This is a genomic window from Plesiomonas sp. (assembly GCF_051652165.1).
Lineage (GTDB): Bacteria > Pseudomonadota > Gammaproteobacteria > Enterobacterales > CAMTGL01 > Plesiomonas.
In genome coordinates, this window is sequence record NZ_JBOFTR010000016.1 from 411,683 (window position 1) to 435,326 (window position 23,644).

A 23,644-nucleotide genomic window follows, 5' to 3' on the forward strand; every position below is an offset into this window, starting at 1 on the left:
ATGATCCCTTACGGTAAACAGCAGATCTCTCAAGATGATATTGATGCCGTTGTTGCTGTATTGCAGTCAGACTTTTTAACTCAAGGGCCGCAAGTTCCGGCCTTTGAGTCGGCTTTACAGCAAGCCACCGGTGCCCAATATGCTCTGGCCGTCAACAGTGCGACATCGGCGTTACATATTGCCTGTATGGCGCTCGGATTAGGTTCTGGCGATCGTTTATGGACAACACCGATTACTTTCGTCGCATCCGCTAACTGTGCCCGCTATTGTGGTGCTGATGTCGATTTTGTTGATATTGACCCCGTTACCTATAATTTGTGCCCGCAACAGTTAGAGCAAAAACTCAAACGTGCTCAACAAAACGGTACTCTGCCCAAAATTGTTGTGCCGGTACATTTATGTGGTTATCCATGTGATATGGCCGCCATTTATGCGCTATCGCAAGAGTACGGCTTCCATATTATTGAAGATGCCTCGCACGCAATTGGAGGGCAATACCATGGTGAGCCGATCGGTAAATGCCGATACTCTGATATCACAATTTTTAGCTTTCATCCGGTCAAAATCATCACCACCGCCGAAGGTGGCGCGGCATTAACTAACAATGCTGAGTTAGCCGAGCGTATGGCGCTGCTACGCAGCCATGGTATTACCCGAGAACCATCAAAAATGCAGGGCGAAAGTCACGGTAGTTGGTATTACCAACAAATTGACCTTGGCTATAACTACCGCATGACCGAATTACAAGCCGCGCTCGGCGTTTCTCAAATGACACGCCTAGATACGTTTGTTACGCGTCGCCATCAACTGGCCCAACGTTATCATGCGGCGCTGCATGATTTACCGCTAATACGGCCATTGTTCAGCCAACAAGATACTTATTCGGCTCTTCATCTGTATGTGATCCGTCTACAACGTGCAAAACTCAACAAAACGCGACGAGAGATTTTTGATGTACTGAGAAATACCGGAATCGGTGTCAATATTCACTATATCCCTGTTCATACCCAGCCTTATTATCAAAACTTAGGTTTTAAAATTGGCCAGTATCCGATAGCTGAAGCCTATTATGAAGATGCTATTTCATTACCCATGTTTGCGGCGATGACAGATCAGCAGCAAGACGCTGTAATTGACGTGCTGCGTACCATTTTACAGGATGCACAACTGTGAAAATTGCATTGATCCCAGCACGAGGGGGCAGCAAGCGTATCCCTCATAAAAACATTCGTCTCTTTGCTGGAAAACCGATCATTGCTTACTCCATCGAAGCAGCCTTGCAAGCAGGCTGCTTCGATGCTGTCATTGTATCGACCGATGATCCTGCAATCGCCGAGGTGGCGCAGCAATATGGTGCTGAAGTCCCTTTTATGCGGCCTGCGGATATTGCCAACGATTACGCGACAACCACGGATGTCATTCGACATGCCTTGCTATGGTTTCATCAGCAGCAACAACCCGTAGATATCTTATGTTGCCTGTATGCCACCGCCCCTTTTGTGCGCGCTGAAGATTTGTTGGCGGGATATCATTTACTGGCGCAAGACGATACTGACTATGTATTCAGTGCCACCCGCTATGCTTTTCCGATCCAACGTGCAATTAGACTCGATGCACAGCAACGCGTGAGCATGTTTCAACCTGAACACTTAAGCACTCGCTCACAAGACTTGCCTGAAGCATTTCATGATGCAGGCCAGTTTTACTGGGGAACCACAGATGCTTTTTTAAATGGCAAACCTATCTTCTCTCCTGCTGCGCGCGCCATGATTTTACCCCGTCAGCGAGTACAGGATATTGATACACCTGAAGACTGGGAATATGCAGAACTTATGTTTCGGCTATTGCACAATGAGAACTGAAAAGCCACGCCATATCCTGATTAGAGCTGATGCCTCAGCACACATAGGTACTGGCCATGTAATGCGCTGCATGGTCTTAGCGCAACATCTCACCGAATTAGGTTGTCAGGTTCATTTCATTTGCCGAGATTTACCTGGCAATCTGAATGATTATATTGTTGCTCATGGGTATGGCATAACCGTATTGCCCGATGATGCAGAATCCGTTGCGTGGCAAAATGATATTGCAAATATCATTTTGCACCATCCTCACGCCGATGGGGTGATAGTTGATCACTATCAGCTAGGAAAAGAATGGGAGTGTGCAATTAGCACCCATTTTGCATGCCCCCTACTAGCAATTGATGACATAAATCGGCCTCATCAGAGCGATTTAATCTTAGATCAAAATCTCTGGCCAGCCGAAAGTCAGCGTTATCTAAATAGCCCAGGAACCCATCTTATCGGCCCAGAATATGCGTTATTACGGCCACGTTTTTCCTCACTGCGAGAGCAGCATTTACCCAGAGAAAATCAACTATTGGTCTGCTTTGGCGGTAGCGATCCCACGGGAGAGTGTGAAAAATTCTTACGCGCAGTACAAGAGATCCCCCCACTTCCCTTCACGGTTCTCTTGATTACCGGTCGAGCTAATCTGCGCTACCCGCAATTACAGGCAATCGCGGAAAACATGGATGTGTTGTTGTATGCGCATCGCGATGATTTTGAGCAATTATTAGCTACCTCGCACTACATGATTGGTGCATCTGGCAGTAGTAATTGGGAACGCCTGTGCTTAAACACGCCAGCTTCAGTGGTCTGTGTTGCAGATAATCAGCGTGAAATATCCCACCATTTGGCTCAAAAAAATGCGGTTCGCTATTTGGGTGAGGCAGAGCATCTTACGCAAGAGGATTATGCTCATGAACTGGGCTGGATTAGCCGCTATTGGCAGCAACTCAATCGTTTAAATCCTATCATGATTGATGGAAAAGGGGCTTGTCGTGTTGCTCAACAATTTTATCAACGTGTCGATATGTCAAAATACTAATGCGTTAAGTCATCCTCAGCGCCTATGCGTACAAAATATAACACTGTTGACCACTAACCGAAATTCATGAAGGAATATGGCTATAACATGTGCCTAATCACAAGTCTATATTTACGACCAGCCAATACCTATGATGCCGACATATTACTAGCTTGGCGTAATGATGTGATAACGCGTCAATATAGCCATTCATCCGATCTGATCAGTACAGAACAACACTCTCGCTGGCTACAATCTGTAATGAATGATCCTTCTCGGAAAGTGTATATCGCCGTACAAAACAGTATTCCCGTTGGAATGGCAAGAGCCGATTTGATAGAGGGTATACATATCCTCTCTTGGGCGGTAGCACCTCAAGCACGAGGCCGTGGTATCGCAAAACAAATTGTTAAACATCTTTTAGATAAGACGGTATTACCTATCAAAGCTGAAATTAAATGTGCTAATTTGGCATCTATTGCTGTCGCAAAAAGCAATGGGCTTCGACTCCTTTCTCAACAAGATGACATCTTGCATTACGTATTACCATAATCTTGTCTCTTTATTGCATAACATCTTCTCAATAAAATTTGATATAACCATGACCTGAGTAGGGTATCGCCATGAGCCACAACTATATTGAAATTAACGGTCGCCGTATTGGTGCAGACTACCCGCCTTATATTATTGCTGAACTGTCAGCAAACCATAATGGTGATATCAACCGTGCAATCCAGATTATAGATGCCGCGAAACAAGCGGGTGCTGATGCGGTTAAATTGCAGACTTACACAGCAAACACTATTACCATTGAGCATGACAGTGATGAGTTCAATATTCAGGGTGGCTTGTGGGATGGTGAAACACTTTATTCTCTCTATCAAAAAGCCTCTATGCCATGGGAATGGCATCAACCGCTATTCGAACATGCAAAAAAACGGGGAATTACGATATTTAGTTCGCCATTTGATTTTACTGCAGTAGATTTACTCGAACAGCTAGATGCTCCCGCGTATAAAATAGCGTCATTTGAATTAGTTGATTTACCACTTATTCGCCGCGTTGCTCAAACCGGTAAACCGATGATTATGTCAACGGGCATGGCCAATGCTAAAGAAATTGCAGAGGCAGTGAATACTGCACGCTCGCACGGCTGCCAACAGCTTGTTTTGCTGCATTGTGTGAGTGGTTATCCTGCCCCCGCAGAGCAATATAATTTACGCACCATTCCTGATATGGCACAGCGTTTTAACAGTATCACAGGGTTATCTGATCACACCTTGGATAATGCCACAGCGATTGCATCTGTCGCACTCGGTGCTTGCGTGATAGAAAAGCATGTGACTCTTGACCGCTCTGCTGGTGGACCGGATGACAGCTTTTCACTCGAACCCAATGAACTAACCCGTTTATGTCAAGATACTCGAACAGCATGGTCAGCTTTAGGCGCTGTAACTTATGAGAGAACAGAAGCAGAAAAAGGCAACGTGAAGTTCCGACGATCATTATATGTCATACAAGATATTGCCGCAGGAGAACGGCTGAACGCTGATAATGTGCGCAGTATTCGGCCAGGATTTGGCTTATTGCCTCGGTATTATGATGAAGTCATTGGGAAAGTGGCCTGTCGTCTATTAAAAAAAGGAACGGCATTATCATGGGAAGATATTCGTAATATTTAAAGGTTATCTCCCCAATAATCAGTTATTGGGGAGAGATATCATCACTTATTACTGCATAGTTTATTACTGCTTGTTATGACTAGCCAGAATATCGTTCACACACTGCTGTACTACCGTAGACTTATCTTTGGTTAATGGAGAGAACAAATAATACTGACGACCCCAACCACTAAAATCTTGATGTAATACGCCTTCTTCTTGGCCTAGGTAATTAGCATATAGCATAATAGCCGGAACGCCTGCAGCATAAGCAATGTCACCAACAGATGTACCAACTGAAATGACAAAATCCAGTGATTGATACAAGGCTGCTACGTTCATAAAATCATTTTTTTGATCTAAATCATCAAAAACGATCAGATCTTTTCCGCGCTTTTGTAACTGCTTACGCTCTTTACTCACATCATCATATTGCAAAGAAATAATATTCGCATCTAATGCAAATATCGGCAATATATCCATAACATCGAGCAAACCTAAGTTACGCCCTTGGTTTCGCATGCCACTTCGCCATGATATTCCAATATTATATTTGCGCTTGGGTAATTGTTCGATACGCTGTTGCCAAACGTGAGTTAACTCAGTAGGTAATACCACATAGGGCTCTGCGCGCAATAATGACCCACTCTCGCGGAAATTAATTTCCATCAAGTCACCTGCAGCCACAATAAAAACATTATCCTGAATATATTCTATTTCATTAGGATAGGTGCGAGATGCATTGTTAAAACCACATGGAATAAATGTTATTGTTGGGAACGCTAAACTAAACATCTCAATAAGACGAGGTTCAGTATATACAATAACATTTTTCGCTTTTTCAGCAGCAAGCCCATAATTATGAGCAAAACGGATTTCATCCCCAATGCCTTGCTCGCAATAAATCAGTAGTGTTTCATTATCTTGTAATGCTTGACCTTGCCAACGGTTAATTTCTCGACCAAAAGTCACACGTAGGCTACATTGCTCCCCATAACGATAAGCCTCTAAAAATTCGGTATATTGGTGCGTCATACCCAAGTACTGTTGACGATTCCATCGTGGAGATACTGAGCTTGGATAGCGTTCAATCAAATCCTGATATACCAAATCACCTTGTTTCCCCAGACCTAACCATTGATAAATTTTGGCTGCTGCATCAGCTAACCCTGCATTTCCTGGATATTGGTGATATAACGGTAATAGTTTATCTTGGAACTGATGCACAGTAGCGTAATTCAGATTTTTATTACTGCTTTCTAGCCATTTAAACTCAGCAATCGCCATTTGAATACGATATTCATCGGATGGCTTATCCGTATTAAGTTTACGGTATGCTTTGAGAGCCTGCTCATATGCCCCAGACTTAAGGTAATTTACTGCCAGAGTCTCATAGATAACCACGCTTTCAGGGTAGGCTTTCACGCCTTCTTGTAAAATCTTGCGTGCTGCGGGATATTGACCTAACTCATTGAGAATGTAGCCATACACATAATACATTCCTGGCTTGCGAAACCCTTTTTTATAGGCAATCTCGGCTTTAGGTTTAGCCTGCTCATTTTTATCTTGGCGGTGGTAGAGATAAGCCCATAAAAAATCATGCTCGGCATCACCGTCCTTAAGCTCTTGAGCCATTGAGAGTAAGTGCTCGGCATCAGCAAAATTTCGGCTCTCAATTAAATCGTTAGCCTGTTTGTAATACCCTTGCAGCGTCGTTTCTAGTTCTACAATCTCTTCGCTTTGTTGTACTTCTCGTAACAGTGCTCGGTAGCGCATCGCATTGGTTTTATCACCCATTTGCTCGTATGCTTCTTTTTTCAGTGTCAAAAGCTCGACGCTGCCAGAAATATGCTGTTCTAGTTCAGTCAGTAAGTTCAGGCAACTTACATACTGTTTACTGCGAAAATAAGATTGCACAAGGGTAAAATAGATCTCAAGGTTATTGGGATCACACTCAGCGGCTCGCCATAGATAATGTTGTGCGGCCTCTTGGTTATTATTTTCAAAAGCAATCAGACCCGCAGTATGCTGATAGGTAAAATGCTCAGTACATAAGTCAGCCATCAGGCGAACAATCTGATACCCCTCTTCCTTACTGCCCTGATTAAATAACTCTACCCCACATTGAAAATGCGCTTCGATCTCTTCTGCCGAAGGCAGATTCTGTATGTCAGACATGTTTTCCTCTGATTGCTTGTCTCTAATACGTCTGACATAGCAATTATTACGCCATTTCCTATGGGGTTACGTAGCAAAAAAACATAAAAAAAATCGCTCCAAAGAGCGATTTTTGAGAAATGGGTAATTGATTACCAACAATCAATCAATCAATCAATCAATCAATCAATCAATCAATCAATCAATAGTGCATCACAAATAATTAAATAAGCTCATGCCCTGTAATTTGACAAAGGTCTGTTGGCTGGCTTGCATAGCTAAACTCATCATAGAAAATTGCAGTGCTGCAGTAGGATAATCAATATCTTCTTGCGATGAGAGCGCGGTTTTAAGTACCACTTCATTATCAGCATGATCTTCTTTTGCAGTTTCTGCCGCTTGCATACGGGTACCGACTTCACCACGCACACTGTTGAGATGCTTGCTAATGGCATCCATCTGCTTAATACCCACACTGATATTGCCGCTATTACTGCCATCTTGCACATTATTGATTGCGTTTTGCATGGCAGCGAAAGCATCAATGTTTTTTTCCGGTGTGATGCTGACTTTATCTGCGCCCTCTTCTGTTACCGTGGGGGTACCACTGAAGGTAATTTTGACCTTTTGGCTGTCGGCTGCCCCTGTACCATCATCGATAATAATTTGGTTATTAACCATATCAACCGGCTGTGGCTCTGGAGGAAGCAGTGTACTGTTTGGGTCATTAGGATCACTGAGCTTCTGTGCTGGTACATACGCGCCACTGCTGTCTTTGGCGAGAAAACCGGTGCTGCCATCATCTAGAGTGACGAACTCAATGTCATATTTCTCCGCTGAACTCCCCTGACTTTCGGTTTTTTCGATAAAAAAATCAGAACCGGTTGCACGCTGATAATCAGGGGTGTGATCGCCAAACGGATTCGGGACTTGCTGAAACAGTTTGCTCCCCGAATCACTGATCGGGATCTGAATTGACGAGGCCACTTGTAAATAACGCTGCTCATCGTTACCGCGGTACTGCACGTTACCGTCAGCATCTTTATAAAACGGGGGTTTGTCTGTTTTCGTACCACCAAAGATATAGTTGCCCGACTCATCACGGGTATTAGCCAGATCGAGCATGGCATCAAAGTTAGACTGCATATCTTGTGATAATGAGTTCAACCCTTCTGCATCGACTGAGCCATTCAATGAGCCCAACATTTTCTCACGGGTATTTTGCACTAAATCGTCGGCATTTTTCAGATACGTCTCTTCTTGTGCCAAACGGTTTAGTGATAAATCGGCCATATTGGTGTATTGCTGATTTAAAGTGCTTTGCTGCTTTAAATTGTGAATGGAGATCATCGCTACTGAGTCATCACCCGCCGCTTCAACGCGCTTACCTGATGTCATCTGACCAAACAGCTTACTCATATCGGCCTGTTTTTCGCCCATATTGGTGCTAAAAAAACGGTATTCTTGAAATGAAGGAACGCGCATGCTGCTCTACTCCCTAACCTTATACTTCAACCTACTAAATAGGTGATTGTTCTTTTTATGATCACAAACACGGTATATTCGTGAGCGCGTTATGTTCACCACGAACCAATACCCACATACTTTTTATCTTTAGGGATATTAGCCAATAGATCCTAACAGGGTTTGAAAAATCTCATCGGCAACGGAAATAATACGGGCACTGGCCGCATAAGATTGCTGATAACGAATGAGATTACCTGCTTCCTCATTCAAATCTACACCTGAAATACTGCTCATACGTGAAGCCGCAGATTGGTATTCAAGTTTGCTGTGCGAGTAGTCACGCTGGGCTGATGATTGCGCCGCGCCAATATCCGTATTAAGCTTTTCATACACATCAAACAACGTTTGTGTGCCATTCCCCATGATTTTGCTGTTTTGCAGATCTTGCATCGCCATCAAATTAGTGTTGCTGCCTGATGCCGGATCAAGATCGATTTTGCAGGTATCACCGGCTTGTGGTTGCCCGTCTAACGTAATCTCTACGCCAGCCACGGTTAAGGTTTCACCGGCTTTAAATGCCCCCTCTTGCAACGCATTGGGTGGGGTTGCACCATCAGTAATGCGGTATGAGAGTGTTCCGCCATCATCAAAATATTCGATATTTAGCGTACTGCCATTCGTAGGATACCCTGCAACAGTCGGATCTTTTGGCACAACGCCTACCGAACCGCTACCTTTATTGTTCTCACCTTGCGTGATGATCCCTTGTGCGGCAATCTGTTCTGGCTTGGTCATCACCATATCGATATCGGCAGCGGCCTGACGAGTTGGGCGGATCTCTATTTTATCGCCTTTATTGATCGTGCCGCCGTTTAACTCAAGGCTAAACCCGTATGTTTCTGAACTCAAACTTGTGGGCGGATTCCCCTGCATGCTAAGAGTCTCAAGGGTATTCCCGTTTTTATCACGCAGCAGATAATCGGTACCGTCAAACTCCACATTAAATGGGCCACTGCTGAGTTTCCCAATATCATCAATATTTACGCTCAAATTCAGATTCGGGTTGTTCGTGACTACCCGCCCCTGTTTAGCCCGCTCACTGTTGATATCCGTAAACATGTTTTGGCCAACGCTACCGTTGAGATCCAACCCTTGTTGCTGCTGCTTATTGATACTCTCGGCAATACCAAGCGACATCAGACCAATCTCATCCATCGCTTTGGGGATATGCACATCGCGCATCTCAAACATTGCCCCTAAACTGCCACCAAGTGATTGGCCGTTCAACGGTTTATTGCTGTTCCCCCAACTGATCGCCAACTGGGTTTGGCGCGGATCGGGCGAGCCATCAATCATCTTGATGGTGGCGCTCTCTGTACCCGACACCAGTGTATGGCCACCGCCGATCAGCACGTTGATTGAACCATCATCTTTTGGCACGGTTGACACTTGAGTGAACTCGGCCAGTTCATCGAGCAGTAATTGGCGGCGATCTTCCATCTCATTTGATGAACCGCCCTGCTCAACAATTGATTGGTTAATGGCTGCCAACTCTTTGGCGATATCATTAACTCGACCTGCATTTCCTTCAAGTTGGCTGTTGATTTCGTTGAGCTTATTATCTAACGTGCTATGAATGTTGTTAAAATGCGCCGTTAGGTTTTTACCTTGATCGAGCACCTGCTGACGCAGTGCCACATCATTAGGGGTATCACCCAGCTTTTTGACTGCATCAAACCAGCTATTTAACGTATTAGGAATTTTTATCCCCACTTTTGAGAGCAAATTATCCAGCTCGGCTAAGTTGCCTGTACGGTGTGAGGCATTAGAGAATTTGGTGGTCGCCATATTCAGCTCATTATTGGCATAACTGCTGTAAACTCGGCGTACTTCACTAATATTTACCCCAGTACCAAACTGTAAATTGCCTTGATACAGTGTTCCGTTGGTGTTTTGTACTGCAACCTGACGGCTATAACCTACGGTATTAACGTTATTAATATTGTTACTGGTTACTTTAAGTTGCGCCTGATTGGTCAATACACCGCTCATGCCCAGTTGCAGTAGATCACTCATTACACTCTCCTAAATATGGCCCTATCCCAGCAGCACATACCGCTTTGGGGAAAACGCATTACCATGCTTGTACTCTGTATCTGCCACACTGAGCAAAACTTTACCCTGATGACTCAACAGATAATGGATATCAAAGTGGAAACCATTCACTGTTAAAAAAGCGCGATAACCATCCCTGCTTTTGAGTATCAGAGAATGCACCCGTGCCTGAATATTGAATCCGAGCGTTTGACATTTTAGGTGAATCAAGCACATTGTTAGAGCCGATATCTTGTGGCCGAATCGTGCCGGTTAAACGAATAAATTCTTCACCATTATTGAGGGTGATCCACTTCTCACCACGCACGCGCAAATTACCGTTTGAGAGCACTTGCACCACTTCCACTGAAATCGCCCCGCTTAAACTATTGCTCTGATCAGCAGCTGATCCGCCCTGAAAATCATTGCTATTCTCAAGGCCAAATGACAACGGCACGCCGTTAATCGTCACTGGGCGGCCAGCAATCACTGGGCTGGTTAAATTGGCTTTGCTCTCTTTACTTAAATCAGTATTCGCATTCTTTTTAGCTTTGGTATTTTCACGCAGTTGCACAGTGATAATATCGCCAACACGGTGCGCTTTTATGTCGGAATACAGCCCACCACCTTGTGGTTTAATAAACAGTGAACCGGTTAACTCTACTGGCGGTTTTACTGCCGGCGGTGGCTCAACGGGAGCCCAATTGGGATCATCTGCAATGGGCTTGCTTGGCTGTGCGCAGCCACTCAGTACGCTGCTCACCAGCAACAGCAGACACGGGATCAGAGCGTGCACGGTGCGTTTTTGTCTTTGATGAATGTGATTATTATTCGTGCTCGCTGGCAGAATAAAAATTGACCGCATATTGGTGGGAATAACAGATAAAAAAGATCTCTTTTGTATAGGATCACAGCCGCGTTTTAAGGGCTGAGTAGACAACGGATTCATGAAAATAGGTTACTCCAGTAGTGACTGAACGCGGCGCAGTATGCTGATGACTTTGCTAGCATAGCGGGGGTCGGTTGCGTACCCTGCCTGTTGTAAATGCGAGATATAGGTTTCAGGATTAGCAGCCTGTTGCAACGCCTTTGAATAACGGCCATTTTGCTGTAAAAAGTGCACATAATCGTCAAAACTGTCGGCAAAACTCTCATACGCTCGAAACGGTGAGGTCATATTGACTGCTGTACCATCAAAGTATTCGAGTGTCCGTACGGTGACTTTATCGCCCTGCCAGCGTTTATCTGCTTTGATGTTAAACAGGTTATTACTGCTGCCTGCTGCATTTTGAATAATACTTTTACCCCACCCTGTCTCCAGTGCCGCTTGCGCTATCAAAATGGCAGGAGTTGTACCGAGCCGTTTGGCGGCTTTGAGTGCATGGGGAAACAGCGTAGCAACAAACTCTTGTGCGCTGGAAAATGTGCCATTTTCGGTATCACCGCGCCCCTGATTATCTTGTGTTTTTGCGCGTTGCGCATGCTGCAGCGATTCAGGCTGATACAACTCAGGTAACAGTTTATGGGTATCTTGATCATCACCCAGCGGCTTTGCATCTCCCACATGGGTTTTGCGCAAACGCAGCTCAGAGAGCAGATCGCCAAGTGGCGCACGCATGTTCTGTAGCGAACCCCGCGCAGGCAGCGGGTTTAGCGCATTGCTTGCCAATGGTGCAGTAAGCGGTAGGCTTGTTTGCAGCGAACTTATCGGTTGCCCACCTGCCTGTGCAACTGATGAGGCTGATGCGGTTTGTTCATCTTCACCACCGAGTTGCTTCACCAACAGGTCTGCCAGCCCCAATGACCCCTGACGCGATAGCTCACCGGCCAGCTCTTCATCGTACATTTGTTGATAAAAATCGCCCGAAGAGGAGTTAAACGGCGAGTCAGATTTAAACGCAGCGTTGGCATCGCGCATGCTTTTTAACATCTGACGCATGAAGGTGGCTTCGAACTGATTGGCTGCCGCGCGCAAGGCATTATTGTCATCGCCTTGCGCGGCCTCACGCAGGCGCGAGAGGCTGCTTAGGTCATGGTAGGTGCTGGCATCAACAAACGGGGTATCCATCAAATAACCACCAGTTCGCCTTGTATCGCACCAGCTTGTTTGAGTGCCTCAAGGATCGCCATAACATCTGAAGGGCCAGCCCCGATATCATTCACTGCACGTACCAGATCATCGAGCGTCACACCCGGATCAAACTTCACCATGTTTGATTTAGCTTGATTGACTTGAATATTCGAGTCAGGTGTTACCACCGTTTGCCCCTGTGTAAACGGGTTTGGCTGGCTGACATTGAGGTTTTCGTTAATAGTTACTGTTAACCCGCCATGGGTAATCGCTGCTGGGCGCAAACGAACATTTTGCCCCACCACGATCGTACCGGTACGTGAATTGACCACAATGCGTGCAGCCTCTTCTGCCGGATCGAAGTTGATATTCTCGATGGTCGAAAGAAAATTAACGCGCTCGGTAGCATCACGCGGCGCGCGTACCCGTACTGAGGTAGCATCCACAGCTTGCGCAATACGGCCACCGAGCAGATCATTGATTGATTCAGCCATGCGTCTGGCACTGGTAAAATCGGCGTTATGCAGGTTGTAGGTGATAAAATCGCCACGTGCAAAGGGCGTTGGCACTTCTTGTTCTACTGTCGCACCGTTTGGGATCCGCCCTACAGTGGGGGTGTTTGATTGGATTTTTGACCCGTCATTCCCTTCGGCACTAAATCCGCCTACCACCAAATTGCCCTGCGCAACGGCATATACTTGGCCATCGAGCCCTTTGAGCATAGTTTGCAGCAATACCCCACCGCGCAGGCTTTTTGCCTCACCCAGTGAAGAGACGGTGACATCAATGGTTTGCCCCTGCTTGGTAAAAGCCGCCAGTTCTGCTGTTACGGCAACCGCCGCAACATTATTGATTTTCGGCTTCACATTCTGCGGGATCTGAATACCAAAGTTTTGTAGCATGGCTTTAAAACTCTGCTCGGTAAACGGGCTTTTTTCGCCCGTACCGGTTAACCCTACCACTAAACCGTAACCAACCAGTTGGTTGCTACGCACCCCTTCAACAGCCGCCACATCTTTGATCCGTGCAGCCTGCGCAGTTGGCATCAGTACACAACTGATGGCCATCATGATCCCTAACCAAGGTTTTTGCATCAGGTTACTCTTTACAGACGCTGAGAAACGTAGCCCAGCATTTCATCAACCGATGAGATCACTTTTGAGTTCATCTCAAATACGCGCTGGGCTTCAATCAGGTTAATCAGCTCTTCGGTCACATTCACGTTGGAAGATTCAAGCGCACCTTGTTTGATCTTACCTAATCCATCGAGCCCCGGAGTCCCCTCTTGCGCCTCACCGCTTGCGCCTGTTTGCACATACAGGTTTTCGCCCATCGGCTCTAGCCCTTGCGGGTTCACAAAACTGACTAAGGTAATTTGCCCAACTTGCTGGTTTTCAGCCTGCCCCTGCATACGCGCAGAGACTTGCCCATCGGCACTCACTGTCACTGAAGTGGCATCTGTTGGAATCGCAATATTCGGCTCAACCGGATAGCCTGATCCGGCAGTCACTAAATTGCCTTCATCATCCATCTGGAACTGGCCATTACGGGTATAACCGGTTGAGCCATCGGGCAAGCGAATTTGGAAAAAACCGTCGCCATCGATCATCATGTCAAAGGCATTGCTAGTGACTTGCACTCCGCCTTGCTGGAAATTTTTCTGGGTAGCCACCACTTTGGTACCGCTGCCGAGCATCAGCCCAGAGGGCATCTGATCGTCTTGTGAGGAGGACGCGCCCGGCTGATTAATTTTTTGATACAGCAAATCTTCAAACACCACACGGCCCTTTTTAAAGCCGACTGTACTGGCGTTAGAGATGTTATTTGAGATATTGCGGATATTGGTCTGCTGTGCATCCAAACCGGTTTTACTGACCCATAATGCCGGATCCATGATATTCCCCTTAACGCGATAGCGGTTAACTCAATTTCAGCAAACGATCTTGCGCAGTATCATTCTCTTCTGCCGCTTTCATCGCTTTCACTTGCATATCAAACTGGCGCTGCAAATCAATCATCTGCACCATTTCGCCAACAGAGCTGACGTTGCTCGACTCCAGCTTTCCGCTGACCAATCGCACAACCGGATCTGCCGCTTGTGGCATACCATCACGGGTGCGAAATAAACCGTCATCCCCTTTGGTTAGGGTGTTGAGTGGCGGATTCACCAGCTTAATACGGCCCGCTTGTTCGAGTGCATCAGGCGGCGCACCTTTGGGCAGATACGAGAGTGTGCCATCTCCACCAACTTCTATTTTCGCCAGTGGCAACGGTAAGTTCAGCGGGTTGCCATCATCGCCCAATACTGGCTGATTGCTGCTGTTCATTAACTGACCGTTTTGGTCAACCTGTAAATGTCCAGCTCGCGAATAGGCTTCAGTGCCATCCGCGGCGCGTACCGAGATCCAACCTTCACCGGCAATCGCAACATCGAGTTCACGGTTGGTCGTCATAAAACCGCCGTGTGTAAAATCACTGCCTGGTCGCTCAACCATGCTAAATACTCGTGAAGGCAAGCCTTCACCGTACGCCTGCATTGAACGAGCCTGCTCAAAATCACTACGAAAACCCTGTGTATTCGCATTAGCCAAATTATTGGCATGCACTTGCACACCTTGCAGATTTTGTTTTGCACCACTCATGGCGATGTAGAGCATTTTATCCATCAGTCACTCCGGCGTTTTAAGCAGATACTCGGCTTTTTCCATTTTCCAATACGAAAAAGCCGCATAATGACAAAATCTGATTAACGAATTTGTAAAATAGTCTGCTGCAGTGATTGATCGATCTCCAGTGCGCGTGAGTTCGCCTGAAAATTGCGTTGCGCAGTGATCAAATCCACCATTTCAACCGTCATATTGGTGTTCGACTCCTCCAGCGCACCGCTCATAATCCGGCCATTTGAGCCTTTTCCGGGCTCACCAATAAGCATTGCGCCAGAGTCAGGTGTCGCGCCCCACTGTGTACCGCCAAGTTGGGTTAACCCTTGTTCATTGGGTACGGTCACTAGCATCACTTTACCCAGATACTCGCTTTTTCCGTTCGAGTAGTTCGCCACCATTAAGCCTTCAGGGGTGATATCTACCTTCGTCAAACGGCCAACCACCACACCATTTTCGGTGATTTTTTTCACATTAAAATCAGACGCATACTGAGTTGGTTTATCAAAATTCAGATCTAATGTTTGTGATGTATCAGCGCCACTTAATGAGATCCCCGCATCTTGCATCGAGACCGTTTTTGCATTTTCTGGCGTTTGTGATTTCAATGAACCATCAGAATTAAACTCAAGCACCACGCCTTTTGGATTTTTCTTGGTTGGATCAGCCGGATTTGGATCGCTCTCTACGCCCCCTTCCACATCTAAATACTGCTCATCACCATTTTGATCGCGCACGGTGTTGTACGATGCCCACGTGTTATCATCGGTTTTCACAAAGTAGGTGGTCATTGAGTAGCTGTTGCCCAGCGAGTCATAGATATTGGTCGAAGTAGACTTGCTGTAGGTATCCGGATCATCAAAATCAAACGGCACTTTGCTGACCACCGGTGCACCTGAAGGCAGGTTGACACCAATATCGAGCTTGGTCGATGGCGAAGGTTTACCCGCCTCGCTTGGTACACGTACTGGCTGAGAAGCCTGTAAACTGACAGACGATGCGTGCCCTTTGTCATCAACAGGTAGCACACGTAAATACTGGCCACTGGAGTTAACAATATAGTTATCGTGATTGAGCTTAAATTCTCCGGCACGGGTTAGGTTGACATCTTTATCATCCATTCCGTTGGTCACAGCAAAAAAACCCTTACCGTTTACACGCAAATCAAGCGGGTTATTGGTATAGCGGGTCGAACCTTCGTGAAACTGCTGCGAGATCATCGAGGTTTGCACCCCGCCACCAACCGTTGTTTTTGGGTTAGAGAAAATGGAGGTTGAATACACATCGGAAAACTCAGCGCGCGACTCTTTAAACCCGATGGTATTTGAGTTGGCAATGTTGTTACTGGTGGTGCTCAGATCTTTTTGTGCGGCAAACAGGCCACTTAAGGAAACGCTCGACATTATAGGAATCTCCGTAATAGTTGTTCTTCTGTGGGCTTGTCACCGTCTTCAGATTCGGGGGGGATCTCGCCAATGGGCGGAAGCGGTTTAATCTCTGGTGGTGGTGTTCCAGAATTTGAACCCCCACTGATTTTCCCCACTTCTAAAATGTTACCAATCGGAATACCGCCCTCAATACCGTTGACGTTGATCAGCGCGCCCAACTCTGATTGCAGCACCACACTGCTGACACGGTGGTAAGTGGCCAATTGGTCAGTAATGTCTTTTTGCTCACCCTCAATTTCTGCGGTCGCTTTCATGGTGTATTTGCCCGCAGGCATTTTTTCACCGCTGTCATTGGTGCCATCCCAGTCAAAGCGCACAACACCATCTTGCTCACCGCTGATACCGATGGTCTTAATTAGCTGACCATTCTCATCTTCAATACGCACCGACAAGTTATTCAGCTTCTCGCCGGTTTTTGAGAAGATAGCCCCGCTCACACCGCTCTCTTCTAGCCACACATCGCTCGTGGGCAGTAGTACATCTTGCCCAACCAGTGATGAGGCTTGCAACGCCTGGCCTGAACCCATAATTTGGTTCATCAAACTGAATTGATCGGTCATTTTGTTGATGCCATCAATGGTGGAAAATGAGGCCATCTGCGACACCATTTGATCATTACTGACGGGGTTAAATGGGTCTTGAAACGCTAACTGTTGGGTCAACAAGCGCATAAAATCTTGCTGGGTCAGCGATGATGTTGCCCCTCCAGTCGGTGTTTCATTGGGGCGGGTATTGGGTGTTTCGTCGGTACTTTTACTGCGTGTATTCGCATCCGTTGTACGAGTATTACTGTTGGCAACAGTATTTTGGCGGTTCACCTGATCCAGATAACGAGTCGTGCGGACATTGGGGTCTATCACCTGCTGCTCCTTACTTGCCCAGATTGAGGGTTTGCATCGCCATCTGTTTGGCAGCATCGGCAATCTGCACGTTCGTCTGGTATGAGCGCGACGCTGAGATCATGTCGGCCATCTCTTCCATCACATTCACATTTGGTTTGAAGATGTAACCATCGGGGTTTGCCAATGGGTGATCGGGGCGGTACTCCATGTTCAACGGTTTTTGGCTCTCAATAATGCCTGCCACTGAAACGGGTACACTTGAGCTGCTATTGAGCGCATCATCTAGCGCGGCATTAAACACCGGGTGGCGCGCCTTGTAGGTTTCATCGGCTGAACTGCTGACACTCTGCGCATTAGCCAAATTACTGGCCACTGTATTTAAACGTACCGATTGGGCACTCATTGCCGAACCGGAAACATCAAAAACATTAAACAAGCTCATTGATTAATCCCCACGAATGGCTTTTTTCAAGCCACTGAATTTACCGCCCAAAAATTGCAACGAAGCTTGATACTCAATGCTGTTTTCCATAAACAGATTACGTTCAACTTGCAGATCAACGGTATTACCGTCACCCGCATCGGGCTGATTAGGAATACGGTAAGCTGTCGTGCCTGAGAAATCAGAGGCAGCAGAGATATGGCGATCATGGCTCATCGACAAGCTGCTGCGCTTTAAGTTGCTGCTCGTTTGTGTAACGGCCTGATCCAGTGCTTGTGAAAAATTCATATCACGCGCTTTATAGCCAGGAGTATCCGCATTGGCGATATTACTGGCCAATATCTCGGTGCGCTGATTACGCAAACCAGGCGTGTACTGATGCACACCCAATGCTTTATCGAAACTGATTGCCATCTCTCTCTCCGCATACATCAGTCGAAGTGTATGCAGTAAGGTAAGCAAACTTAGTGCCAAAATGTGCGCCAAAATATCTGAACAGCAATATGTACGATGTTTTGTAAGAGAAACAGAAGGAAAATATAAGGGGAATCACACTCAATAAGACTCTGCACGTAGCGAATTTCTCTCACAAAAAAAAGAGTTTTTTGCCGAGTTTTCAGTGAAAAGATTAAAAAACTGTGCTAATAAAAGGGGAAACACGCTGTGTGGACTCTGACAAAAAGCACGTTTAAAAGGGATCTCTTCCCCGATATCTTAGTCTGATCCAGCGCCTGTTTTGCGCATAAAAAACGGGGCAAATTTAGCCCCGTGATGGTGAGTCTATCACCACAATTAATGTGTGCTTTTTACCTGTAAATCGATCACTCACGGTTTGAGTTTATAGATAATACCAGGGGTACAACGCACCATCTCAAAACGATCACTTAACCCTGTCATTGACTCTGATGCACCAAGCAGCAAATACCCGCCCGGTTGCAAGCAAGAGGCTAACTGGTTAATGACTTTTGATTTCATTTCAGCGGAAAAATAGATCAAGACATTACGGCAGAAAATAATGTCAAACTTGCCCATTAGCGCATAACTCTCTTTTAAGTTCAGCGGCTTAAACGAGACTAAACTGCGGACTTTGTGATTAAGTTGCATACGGCCATCGGGTTGCGCTTCAAAAAATTGACGCTTACGTTCTGGTGATAAACCCCGACCGAGTGCCAATGCGTCGTAACTGGCCTGACGCGATATTTCGAGCATTTGTGGTGAGATATCGGTTGCCACAATCTGCGCCGGTTGTAACGTTGGTAACATTCCAGGGCGACGCATCTGGGTTTCAAGTACCGTCATCGCAATCGAGTAAGGCTCTTGCCCTGATGAGCAGGCTGCTGACCAAATTTTAATTGGCCGTTTTTGCGCAGCAAATTCTGGCAATAGGCTGTTTGCTAGAATATCAAACGGATAGTTATCACGAAACCATAAAGTTTCGTTCGTGGTCATGGCATCAACCACCGAGATTCGCAGGTCACGGTTAATGCCGTGTAATGCCTGTTTTAGTAGCTCAGAGAGATGCGTACACCCATAACGGGGCAACAAGGGGGTCAAGCGGCTGCGAACCAAATACTGTTTATTATCACCGAGCACAATACCGCACTGCGACTCTAAAAAACGGCTGAACTCTTGGTACTCGTGTTCACTAAAGTTAGCAGAATTCATGGGTTACTCTGAGGCTAATTGAAAAAGTGCCTGATTAACGGCATTAGCCAGTTCATCAGGGTTAAATTTAGCGATAAAATTATTTGCCCCCACTTTACTGACCATCGCCTGATTAAACACCCCGCTTAACGAGGTATGCAAAATCACATGCAGCGCATTAAATTGTGAATGATGCCTAATTTCGGCTGTTAAGGTATAACCATCCATCTCTGGCATTTCAATATCTGAAATAATCAGTGCGTAGTGATCATATACGCTACCTTTGGCGGCTACCTGTTTTAAACGCTCAAGCGCATCGCGGCCATCTTTGGCCATTTCACAATCAAGACCAATGCTAGTCAATGCACGCTCAATTTGCTTACGGGCAACGCTTGAGTCATCCACCACCAATATTTTCTTACCGGCATTTTGTATGTTTTTTACCTCATCTGCCGCGGCATCTAAAATTGACTGGCTAATATGTGTCGGCGCAGGGGAGATCTCATCGAGAATACGCTCAACATCCAGAATTTCGATCAGCTCTTTATCCACTTCAGTCACAGCAGTTAAGTAGTTTATTTTCCCCGCCCCTTTTGGTGGCGGTAAAATAGATTCCCAATTCATATTGATAATACGCTCAACCGATTGCACTAAAAAACCCTGCACAGAACGGTTATACTCAGAGATGATAATGAAACATTTTTCATAATCATCAACCGGTTGCCCGCCTACTGCCAAGCTCATATCAATCACTGACAACGTCTGACCACGAATATGCGCAATGCCTTTGACGATCGGGTTTAAATTCGGCAACATAGTTAAACGCGGGCATTGCAAAACCTCACGGACTTTAAATACGTTAATGCCGTAACGTTGCGAACCTTGTAACTTAAACGTCAATAGCTCTAAACGATTTTGCCCGACCAGTTGTGTCCGTTGGTTTACCGAATCTAAAATCCCCGCCATAACAGGCTACTCCCAGCAATTTTTTATCTGTTTTATCACGCATATCCCCTTAGTATGTTCAGGGTATTTAGCATAACAGGAGACGTTTTGTGTTTTTCTCAACGCCATTGGTTCAGGCTTTACGCCCAATTAAGCTCGTTATCGGCCTTAGTGGGGTATTCTTAAGCATTAATTATGCCACTCTAGCATTAGCGGCAACCTCTGAGCCTGCACAACAAGCGTTGAGTAGTATTAGTCAAGCGGCTGAGGCGTTTGTTGTTAGCCAACTGCCTGCAAACAGTGAGCTGCAGCATCAAGTTAACGCGGCACCGCTCGATAGCCGTTTGCAGTTCGCTGCGTGCGCCTCTGAGCTGGTAAGCTCGCTGCCCGGTAAGCAAACACTTACTACGAAGGCAACGGTGTTGGTGCGCTGCCCAACCCAAAATTGGCAAGTGTATGTGCCAGTAAAAATTTTGTCAGTTAGCCCAGTGGTTGTTACTGCCCGTGCGATTCGCAGCGATACGCTCTTGCAGGCGGATGATTTGGTGCTCGCTTACAAAGATGTGCGTCAGGCGCATGCACGGATTTTTGACGATCTCTCTTTGCTCATTGGTGCAAAAACGGTACGCCCACTCAATGCAGCCGCCCCCATCTCTGCAGCGCAAATTTGTCAGGTGTGTAAGGGGGATCGCGTGGTGCTCAAAGCGGGTAAACCTGGGTTAGCGGTTATTGCAGCAGGCGTTGCCCTGGGTAATGGTACACTGGGTGATACGGTTCAAATTCGCAATAATCGTTCACAACGGGTCGTCAGTGCGGTGGTGACTGCGGTGGGCGAAGCCTCTGTAACGTATTGATCTTTTGACATCCTCCTCGCCCTGAACGGCGGGGTTTTACGGCACAGCGAATAACTTGGCTTTAGGTCTGTATCCCCCAAAATAAATGCTCAAGTTCTTGGTGGCGATGCCGTTATATGACATAAGCGTTGTTGATGTAATTCGGCATTGTGATAGTGAGGATGACCTGTTCAATCGTATATTGAGAATACGTATTTTGAGAAAGTGGACTTTAAAAAATACGTTTTAAAAATACGTTTTAAAAATAGTGCATTACGATTTTTTCCACACTTGAATACATGCCGAATAAGAATGAAAAGTCGCATAGGAATAGTGCCATGAGCAGCATTGATAAAGTTACTTATACACATTTAAATTCAGCCGCAGCAGGGAAAGCCTTATCAAATACGGTAAATTCACACAGTGATACTGCGGCAAGTGATATATCGCCAAGCACAACTGCATCACAAATAGGCTCTGCTATTGACGGAGTAACACTGACTTCACAAGCCCAAACGCTTGCGCAAGTGCCAAAGCAGGTCAACAGTGAGATGCCGTTTGATAGCGAGAAAGTTGAGCGCCTCAAACAAGCCATTAATGCGGGTGAATATCAGGTAAACCCTGAAAAACTGGCCGCAAATTTGCTTAAGTTAGAGTCAGGCTCTTATTAAGTGCCCATGCGATAACCCACTGACCAGTAACAGGATATGCGAATGACACTGCATGCACTACTCACTCAACAGCAAATAACGCTACAGACATTAGATCAGCTAATTGACAGTGAACTGACTGCGCTCACTGAGCATCAGGCTGATCAACTGCTTACACTTAGTGAGCAAAAAAATGTGTTATTGCAAACCCTACAGACCACTGATCAGCAGATTGCACAACATCCAGAGCGAGCGCAGCTCAAGCAGCAAGATGCGCTTTTGCTCACTGTTCAACAGTTATTGCAATCGTGCCAAACCAAAAATCATCTCCTTGGTGAGATAATGAAAGAGGCACGCATTAGTCTTAGCCGTTTAGCCAATCAGTTAATGGCCGTGCGCGGTAAAGAGATGATGACCTATAATGCAGATGGGAAAACGCTCAACACCTCGACTCTAGGGAATAATGTGAAGGTGTAAACCGGCCGATTGTTGCCTTGCTGAACAGCATTTACCATTACATGTTCACCGTTCAGTATTCATACTAATCTACCGCATAGCGGTAACGCTAATCTATTCTGGGATCTTATGTCGGACAGTATAGATACGTTAAAACGTTGCACTACGGCCAGGCACTAAGATCACCTGCTCTTTTTTCTCGACTGCTGCTTGTGGTACACGGGTAACCGCTGGCAATTTTTTGACGTTACTCAGATCAAGACGCAGTTCGGTGACATAGTTATCTCCTACCGGATAGCTACGAACTACTTGCGCACCGCGTACCCACCCTGCGGCTTGAGTTTGTACTCCGGCATCACGCAGTGAACCTGATGACAACACGTGGGTATGGCTGCTCACCTTTAAGCCGTAGAGTTGTTCTGCCATATCACGGTATGCATCAAGACGCGAGGCACGCATCGCTTGCAGTTGACGCTCTTGGGCTGTTTTCCCCGCTTGCACGGCGATTGGAGCATAGCCTACCGCATTAAGGATCTGGCTACTGTTTGGTGCGCAGCCCAATAGTGCCGTACAAAACACCAGTGCTAAACCATTTTTCAACTTGTGCATCTGTTATCCCTGTTTTTTTGCCATATATTTACCGCTTGCTCGGCCAATATCGATATGTCTAGCGTGGTGATTTATGGTGCAATAATGACACTAGGGGCGCTAAAGGTATTGTCACCACGCACTATCATGCCATCGCGTAATTGCACTTTATTGCTATTCCCGACACTGCGCCCCAGCCTTTCTGCTGGTAAAAAACCTTGTGCAGTGGCGATAACCACCCGATCGCTAAAACGGATAATTCGCGCATTGATCTGGATCCCTGATCCTTGGCGCAGCATTGTACCGGTCAGAACATTATCCACCCGATAGGTTTTTTGCAGATCACGCCAGTTGCGACTGAGCGCAAAATCACCCTGTGGCGTGACTCTGATTTGCCCGGTTGTTTTGTAATCGAGTACGGTTAACCCACGCTGTTGCAACTGATAGATAAAAGAATCAGCCATTAGGTTGCCCAACCAGTTGGTCTGATCCATCTGCTGTAAATCAACAAATGAAGCCACGGCCACCGATCCACCACTGGCCAAATTTTTATTCGATGCCACCAACTGGCGCGCCATTGCATCCACAAAGTAGTCTACGCTGTGGCGCGGTAGCACCTCTATATGGTTTTTATCCATGACATACGGCTGTTCTGCTGAAGGCTGATGGCTTGCACACCCGCTCAGTAGCAGTGCTGATACCAGACCGGCAACCCATGATGTTTTTCGCTGATTCACGTTATGTGCCCTCTATCACTCTCTTATTGTTATATCGCCTGCTTTAATAAAAACTTGAGCAAGGTGCTGATCATTTCC

24 protein-coding genes are annotated in these 23,644 nt (G+C 46.2%); 8 read left to right on the forward strand and 16 right to left on the reverse strand.

Annotated features, from left to right (window positions below):
* The 5 genes from pseC (at window position 1) to pseI (ending at window position 4,553) form a co-directional block, all read left to right on the forward strand.
* Window positions 1–1,173 (forward strand): UDP-4-amino-4,6-dideoxy-N-acetyl-beta-L-altrosamine transaminase, encoded by a 1,173-nt coding sequence (gene pseC, locus ACRC53_RS11500; protein WP_438643539.1) that lies wholly within the window; start codon window positions 1–3, stop codon window positions 1,171–1,173.
* Window positions 1,170–1,862 (forward strand): pseudaminic acid cytidylyltransferase, encoded by a 693-nt coding sequence (gene pseF, locus ACRC53_RS11505; RefSeq protein WP_438643540.1) that lies wholly within the window; start codon window positions 1,170–1,172, stop codon window positions 1,860–1,862. The genes pseC and pseF overlap by 4 nt, the downstream gene beginning before the upstream one ends.
* Complete coding sequence (pseG, locus tag ACRC53_RS11510; protein WP_438643541.1) at window positions 1,852–2,892, forward strand: UDP-2,4-diacetamido-2,4,6-trideoxy-beta-L-altropyranose hydrolase; 1,041 nt, start codon at window positions 1,852–1,854, stop codon at window positions 2,890–2,892. The genes pseF and pseG overlap by 11 nt, the downstream gene beginning before the upstream one ends.
* An 87-nt stretch (window positions 2,893–2,979) precedes the next feature.
* A complete protein-coding gene (locus ACRC53_RS11515; protein ID WP_438643542.1) occupies window positions 2,980–3,423 on the forward strand; it encodes a GNAT family N-acetyltransferase in 444 nt (147 codons plus the stop codon).
* 71 nt (window positions 3,424–3,494) lie between these two features.
* Window positions 3,495–4,553, forward strand: coding sequence for a pseudaminic acid synthase (gene pseI, locus ACRC53_RS11520; RefSeq protein WP_438643543.1), 1,059 nt, complete (start codon window positions 3,495–3,497; stop codon window positions 4,551–4,553).
* A gap of 63 nt (window positions 4,554–4,616) precedes the next feature.
* On the opposite strand, the gene ACRC53_RS11525 is transcribed toward pseI, so the two are convergent.
* The 14 genes from ACRC53_RS11525 to ACRC53_RS11590 all read right to left on the reverse strand — a co-directional run bounded on the left by ACRC53_RS11525 (window position 4,617) and on the right by ACRC53_RS11590 (window position 20,323).
* Window positions 4,617–6,710, reverse strand: coding sequence for a tetratricopeptide repeat protein (locus ACRC53_RS11525; protein WP_438643544.1), 2,094 nt, complete (start codon window positions 6,708–6,710; stop codon window positions 4,617–4,619).
* Between the two features lie 192 nt (window positions 6,711–6,902).
* Window positions 6,903–8,174 (reverse strand): flagellar hook-associated protein FlgL, encoded by a 1,272-nt coding sequence (flgL, locus tag ACRC53_RS11530; protein WP_438643545.1) that lies wholly within the window; start codon window positions 8,172–8,174, stop codon window positions 6,903–6,905.
* A 138-nt stretch (window positions 8,175–8,312) separates the two neighbouring features.
* Window positions 8,313–10,232, reverse strand: a complete 1,920-nt coding sequence (gene flgK, locus ACRC53_RS11535; protein WP_438643546.1) for a flagellar hook-associated protein FlgK — start codon at window positions 10,230–10,232, stop codon at window positions 8,313–8,315.
* Window positions 10,233–10,362: 130 nt separating this feature from the next.
* Complete coding sequence (gene flgH / locus ACRC53_RS11540; protein WP_438643547.1) at window positions 10,363–11,046, reverse strand: flagellar basal body L-ring protein FlgH; 684 nt, start codon at window positions 11,044–11,046, stop codon at window positions 10,363–10,365.
* Between the two features lie 162 nt (window positions 11,047–11,208).
* Window positions 11,209–12,318: a flagellar assembly peptidoglycan hydrolase FlgJ gene (gene flgJ / locus ACRC53_RS11545; RefSeq protein ID WP_438643548.1), complete on the reverse strand. Its 1,110-nt coding sequence runs from the start codon at window positions 12,316–12,318 to the stop codon at window positions 11,209–11,211.
* Entirely contained in the window at window positions 12,318–13,415 is a 1,098-nt protein-coding gene (locus ACRC53_RS11550; protein ID WP_438643549.1) for a flagellar basal body P-ring protein FlgI, read from the reverse strand. Before ACRC53_RS11550 ends, flgJ begins: the two co-directional genes overlap by 1 nt.
* Window positions 13,416–13,426: 11 nt before the next feature.
* Window positions 13,427–14,215 (reverse strand): flagellar basal-body rod protein FlgG, encoded by a 789-nt coding sequence (gene flgG / locus ACRC53_RS11555; protein ID WP_438643550.1) that lies wholly within the window; start codon window positions 14,213–14,215, stop codon window positions 13,427–13,429.
* 25 nt (window positions 14,216–14,240) lie between these two features.
* Window positions 14,241–14,987, reverse strand: a complete 747-nt coding sequence (locus tag ACRC53_RS11560; protein WP_438643551.1) for a flagellar basal body rod protein FlgF — start codon at window positions 14,985–14,987, stop codon at window positions 14,241–14,243.
* A gap of 80 nt (window positions 14,988–15,067) precedes the next feature.
* Entirely contained in the window at window positions 15,068–16,384 is a 1,317-nt protein-coding gene (gene flgE / locus ACRC53_RS11565; protein WP_438643552.1) for a flagellar hook protein FlgE, read from the reverse strand.
* Window positions 16,384–17,289 carry a flagellar hook assembly protein FlgD gene (locus ACRC53_RS11570; RefSeq protein WP_438643553.1) on the reverse strand — a complete coding sequence of 302 codons (906 nt, stop codon included), beginning with the start codon at window positions 17,287–17,289 and terminating at the stop codon, window positions 16,384–16,386. Before ACRC53_RS11570 ends, flgE begins: the two co-directional genes overlap by 1 nt.
* A 10-nt stretch (window positions 17,290–17,299) precedes the next feature.
* A complete protein-coding gene (gene flgC / locus ACRC53_RS11575) occupies window positions 17,300–17,713 on the reverse strand; it encodes a flagellar basal body rod protein FlgC (RefSeq protein ID WP_438643554.1) in 414 nt (137 codons plus the stop codon).
* 3 nt (window positions 17,714–17,716) lie between these two features.
* Complete coding sequence (gene flgB / locus ACRC53_RS11580) at window positions 17,717–18,127, reverse strand: flagellar basal body rod protein FlgB (RefSeq protein WP_438643555.1); 411 nt, start codon at window positions 18,125–18,127, stop codon at window positions 17,717–17,719.
* A gap of 411 nt (window positions 18,128–18,538) precedes the next feature.
* On the reverse strand, window positions 18,539–19,378 hold the full coding sequence (locus tag ACRC53_RS11585) for a CheR family methyltransferase (protein ID WP_438643556.1): 840 nt from the start codon (window positions 19,376–19,378) through the stop codon (window positions 18,539–18,541).
* A gap of 3 nt (window positions 19,379–19,381) precedes the next feature.
* Window positions 19,382–20,323: a chemotaxis protein CheV gene (locus ACRC53_RS11590; RefSeq protein ID WP_438643557.1), complete on the reverse strand. Its 942-nt coding sequence runs from the start codon at window positions 20,321–20,323 to the stop codon at window positions 19,382–19,384.
* Window positions 20,324–20,412: 89 nt separating this feature from the next.
* On the opposite strand from ACRC53_RS11590, the gene flgA reads away from it, so the two are divergent.
* The 3 genes from flgA to flgN all read left to right on the forward strand — a co-directional run bounded on the left by flgA (window position 20,413) and on the right by flgN (window position 22,262).
* Window positions 20,413–21,156 (forward strand): flagellar basal body P-ring formation chaperone FlgA, encoded by a 744-nt coding sequence (gene flgA, locus ACRC53_RS11595; protein ID WP_438643558.1) that lies wholly within the window; start codon window positions 20,413–20,415, stop codon window positions 21,154–21,156.
* A gap of 317 nt (window positions 21,157–21,473) precedes the next feature.
* The gene (flgM, locus tag ACRC53_RS11600) at window positions 21,474–21,806 is read left to right on the forward strand and encodes a flagellar biosynthesis anti-sigma factor FlgM (RefSeq protein ID WP_438643559.1); all 333 of its coding nucleotides are present in this window, start codon (window positions 21,474–21,476) and stop codon (window positions 21,804–21,806) included.
* Between the two features lie 42 nt (window positions 21,807–21,848).
* The gene (flgN, locus tag ACRC53_RS11605) at window positions 21,849–22,262 is read left to right on the forward strand and encodes a flagellar export chaperone FlgN (RefSeq protein WP_438643560.1); all 414 of its coding nucleotides are present in this window, start codon (window positions 21,849–21,851) and stop codon (window positions 22,260–22,262) included.
* Between the two features lie 129 nt (window positions 22,263–22,391).
* On the opposite strand, the gene ACRC53_RS11610 is transcribed toward flgN, so the two are convergent.
* Both ACRC53_RS11610 and ACRC53_RS11615 read right to left on the reverse strand, forming a co-directional pair.
* Window positions 22,392–22,850, reverse strand: a complete 459-nt coding sequence (locus ACRC53_RS11610; protein ID WP_438643561.1) for an LPP20 family lipoprotein — start codon at window positions 22,848–22,850, stop codon at window positions 22,392–22,394.
* Between the two features lie 71 nt (window positions 22,851–22,921).
* Window positions 22,922–23,566: a FlgO family outer membrane protein gene (locus ACRC53_RS11615; protein ID WP_438643562.1), complete on the reverse strand. Its 645-nt coding sequence runs from the start codon at window positions 23,564–23,566 to the stop codon at window positions 22,922–22,924.
* Between the last annotated feature and the right edge of the window lie 78 nt (window positions 23,567–23,644).